The following is a 4,098-nucleotide window of genomic DNA, read 5'->3' as shown; positions in this document are numbered from 1 at the left end:
CGCTGCGATCGTCATGGCCCTCCTTTTCACGGAGGGCGCAGGCTTTACGCCGTCCTGAGCGCGCCGTCCTCGCGCATCATCTCGACCAGCATGCCTTCGCGCAGGCCCCGGTCGGCGACCCGCAGCCGCGGCAGCGGGAAGGCGTCGCGGATGGCGTCGAGGATGGCGCAGCCGGCGAGCACGAGATCGGCGCGGTCAATGCTGATGCAGTTGTTCTCGGCGCGCTCCTGGTAGCTCATCGCCAGCAGCTTGCCGATCGTCGTCGTGATGTCGGCGTCGTTGATCCAGATGCCGTCGACGCGGCGACGGTCGTAGCGCGCCAGATTGAGGTGGATGCCGGCGAGCGTCGTCACCGTGCCGGAGGTGCCGAGCAGGTGCATGTCGGCAAGATCGCCGCCGTTTTCGGCCGCGAATGGCCCGACATGCTCCGCCACGGCGTCGACCATTGACGCATAGATTTCGGGCGTGACATCGCGGCCGCCAAAGCGCTCGGCCAGCGTCACGACCCCGAGCGGGATCGACATCCAGGCCTTGATCCGCGGCTCGGCATTGCGGTCGGAGGGATCACGCTCGATGCGGACCAGCTCGCTGGAGCCGCCGCCGATGTCGAACAGGATGGCCCCACGTCCGCCCGGGTCGAGCAGCGGCGCGCAGCCCTTGACGGCCAGCGCCGCCTCGGTCTCGCGGTCGATGACCTCGAGCTGGATCCCGGTCTCCGCGGCCACCCGGCTGCGGAACCCCTCGGCATTGGCGGCCGCGCGGCAGGCCTCGGTCGCGATCAGCCGCAGACGCCTGGCCTTCTTCGACTGGATCTTGTCCCGACAGATGGAGAGCGCCGCGATGGCCCGATCCATCGCCGCGTCGCTGATGCATCCGGTGGTCGAGATGCCCTCGCCCAGCCGGACAATGCGCGAGAACGAGTCGACCACGCGAAAACTATCGCCCGAGGGACAGGCGATCAGGAGCCGGCAATTGTTGGTTCCGAGATCCAGGGCCGCATACACGCTGCTGCCATTGCTGGCGCAGGCCGGTGTCGCGACGTCCAGACCCGGATGCAAGCCGGGCTCCAGGTTCCCGCGCGGCGTCGGACTCTCCCGCAGCCGCGTGTCATTGATCATTCAAATGTCTTTCCGCTGGCCGAACCGGCCCAGATGGAAGTTCTCTTTCCCAAGACTTTATCAGTGCAGTGCGCCGGCGCAACAGCCCCTCCGTCAGGCGTGATGCACCATTCCTAATCAACCGTTGTCCGGCCGCGGGCGCTGCACTATCTGGGAACAGCCCGCATTTGCGCTCCATCCAGCTCCGCAGGTCACCTTCCATGCAAGATCACACCGCCCCGGCCTCCCTCGAAAACGCGATTGCGCTGCAGAAATTCGGCGTCGGGCAGCCGGTCCGGCGCAAGGAGGACGACACGCTGGTGCGCGGGCACGGCAAATATACCGACGATTTCAACCTGCCGGGTCAGGCGCATGCCTGGATCGTCCGCTCCAGCCATGCCCACGGGATCATCAAGGGCATCGACACGGCTGCGGCCAAGGCCATGCCGGGCGTGCTCGGCGTGTGGACCGGCGCGGACCTCGCCGCGGCCAATTATGGCCCGTTCACCTGCGGCCTGCCGCTGAAGGGCCGGGACGGCTCGCCGCTGCTGCAGACCAACCGCCCGGCGCTGGTCACCGACAAGGTGCGCTTCGTCGGCGACCCCATCGCGTTCGTGGTGGCGGAGACGGCGGCGCAGGCGCGTGACGCCGCCGAGGCCGTCGAGGTGGATATCGAGCCCCTCCCCGCGGTCACCAATGCCGAGGAAGCCACCCGGCCCGGCGCGCCGCAGCTCTACGACCACATCCCGAACAACGTCGCGCTCGATTACCATTATGGCGACACCGCCAAGATCGAGGAGGCGTTCGCCAAGGCCACGCATGTGACGAAGCTCGACATCGTCAACACCCGCGTCGCGGTGGTGTCGATGGAGCCGCGCGTGGCGCTTGCCGCCTTCGACGGCAAGAGCGAGCGGTTCACCTTGCAGGTTCCGACGCAGGGTGTCTCCGGCAACAAGGCGACGCTGGCCAAGATCCTGAACGTCGCGCCGGAGAAGGTCCGCATCCTGACCACGAACGTCGGCGGCTCATTCGGGATGAAGAACGTCTCCTATCCCGAATATGTCTGCATCCTGCACGCGGCCAGGGAGCTCGGGAAGCCGGTGAAGTGGCGCGACGAGCGCACCACCGCGTTCCTGTCCGACAGCCAGGGCCGCGACCAGATCATCCATGGCGAGCTCGCGCTCGATGCCGACGGCAAGTTCCTCGCCGTGAGACTCTCCGGCTACGGCAATCTCGGCGCCTACATCATGGGCGTGGCGCCGCTGCCGCTGTCGCTCAACACCGGCAAGAACCTCGCCAGCGTCTATAAGACGCCGCTGCTCGGCGTCGACATCAAGACGGTGCTGACCAACGTCACGCTCATGGGCGCCTATCGCGGCGCCGGCCGGCCCGAGGCCAACTACTTCATGGAGCGGCTGATCGACACCGCCGCGCGCGAGATGGAGATCGACCGCCTCACCATCCGCAAGCGCAACTTCATCAAGCCGAGCCAGATGCCGTTCCCGGCGGCATCCGGCGTGACCTATGATTCCGGCGATTTCGCCGCGGTGTTCGAGAAGGCCCTGCAGGTCTCCGACTATGCCGGCTTCGCCAAGCGCAAGCGCGAGAGCCGCAAGGCCGGCAAGCTGCGCGGCATCGCCGTCGGCTCCTATCTCGAGGTGACCGCGCCGCCGAGCGGAGAGCTCGGCAAGATCACCTTCGATGCCGATGGCGGCGTGACGCTGACGACCGGAACGCTCGATTACGGCCAGGGCCATGCCACGCCATTCTCGCAGGTGCTGTCGGAGCAGCTCGGCGTGCCGTTCGAGAAGATCCGGCTGGAGCAGAGCGACTCCGATCTCGTGCGCTTCGGCAACGGCACCGGCGGCTCGCGCTCGATCACCGCGACCGGCCAGGCCATCGTCGAATCCTCGCAGCTCGTCATCGCCAAGGGCAAGCAGGCGGCCGCGCATCTGCTCGAAGCGTCTGAAGCAGACATCGAGTTCGCGGGCGGGCAGTTCACCATCGCCGGCACCGACCGCAGCATCGACATCATGGAGCTGGCGCGGCGGATGCGCGAGGGCAAGATGCCCGACGGCGTGCCAGCCTCGCTCGACGTCGACCACAATTCGACGGCGACGGAGTCGACCTTCCCCAACGGCTGCCATGTCTGCGAGGTCGAGATTGAGCCGGACACCGGCGTGGCGCACATCGTCGGCTACACCGCGATCAACGACTTCGGCACCGTGATCAACCCGATGATCGTCGCCGGCCAGCTGCATGGCGGCGTCGCGCAGGGCATCGGCCAGGCGATGATGGAGCACCTGCGCTACGACGAGAGCGGTCAGCCGATCACCGGCTCGCTGATGGATTACGCCCTGCCGCGCGCCTCCGACGTGCCGATGATGACGGTCGACAACCATCCGGTGCCGGCCAAGAGCAATCCGCTGGGCACCAAGGGCTGCGGCGAAGCGGGCTGCGCGGGTTCGATGGCGAGCGTGATCAACGCCGTCATCGACGCGCTGTCGGACTACGGCGTGAAGCATCTCGACATGCCGCTGACCGCCGAGAAGATCTGGCGCGCGATCCAGGACGGCAAGGCGAAGACGGCGGCGTGAGGCCCGCCGTCTCGTCGCGTCTATCTGCGTGGCACAGAGCGGCGTGGCATAGAGCGGCCTCCTGTGTAGCCGCGTGACTGCCCCACACTCTCTCCTTCGTCATGGCCGGGCTTGACCCGGTCATCCGCGAGCCGCGGATAACGCGCGACATGGATGCCCGGCCTTTCGCCGCGCCGAAGCGGCTTCGTCCGCGCAGGCGAGACAAGCCCGGGGATGACGGCTGATTGCTGGAACACGGCGTCATTGCGAGCGCAGCGAAGCAATCCGGAGTCCCGCCCACCACCCTGGATTGCTTCGCTGCGCTCGCAATGACGGAGTATGAGGCAAGCAGCCCGCCTCGACCTCAGCTGTCATCGTCCGCGGAGGAGGATCCAGTATGCCGCGGCAGAGGTGATCGAACCGAG

The 4,098-nt window shown here is 67.2% G+C and carries 2 protein-coding genes; one reads left to right on the top strand and one right to left on the bottom strand.

Annotated elements, in window-relative coordinates; all coding sequences use genetic code 11:
- Positions 1 to 44 precede the first annotated feature (44 nt).
- On the bottom strand, positions 45 to 1,118 hold the full coding sequence (locus BRAO375_RS04830; protein ID WP_035638958.1) for a Ppx/GppA phosphatase family protein: 1,074 nt from the start codon (positions 1,116 to 1,118) through the stop codon (positions 45 to 47).
- Between the two features lie 200 nt (positions 1,119 to 1,318).
- On the opposite strand from BRAO375_RS04830, the gene BRAO375_RS04825 reads away from it, so the two are divergent.
- Positions 1,319 to 3,694 (top strand): xanthine dehydrogenase family protein molybdopterin-binding subunit, encoded by a 2,376-nt coding sequence (locus tag BRAO375_RS04825; RefSeq protein ID WP_009026331.1) that lies wholly within the window; start codon positions 1,319 to 1,321, stop codon positions 3,692 to 3,694.
- The last annotated feature ends 404 nt before the right edge of the window (positions 3,695 to 4,098 follow it).

The organism is Bradyrhizobium sp. ORS 375 (genome assembly GCF_000239775.1).
In the GTDB taxonomy this organism is placed as follows: Bacteria; Pseudomonadota; Alphaproteobacteria; order Rhizobiales; family Xanthobacteraceae; genus Bradyrhizobium.
The sequence above is the reverse complement of the archived record's forward strand: the minus strand, read 5'-3'. Positions and strand labels throughout refer to the sequence as shown.

Bases quoted from the DNA above. Each gene is read 5' to 3' on its own strand.
- BRAO375_RS04830 (WP_035638958.1), bottom strand. From the start codon at position 1,118: ATGATCAATGACACGCGGCTGCGGGAGAGTCCGACGCCGCGCGGGAAC.
- BRAO375_RS04825 (WP_009026331.1), top strand. From the start codon at position 1,319: ATGCAAGATCACACCGCCCCGGCCTCCCTCGAAAACGCGATTGCGCTG.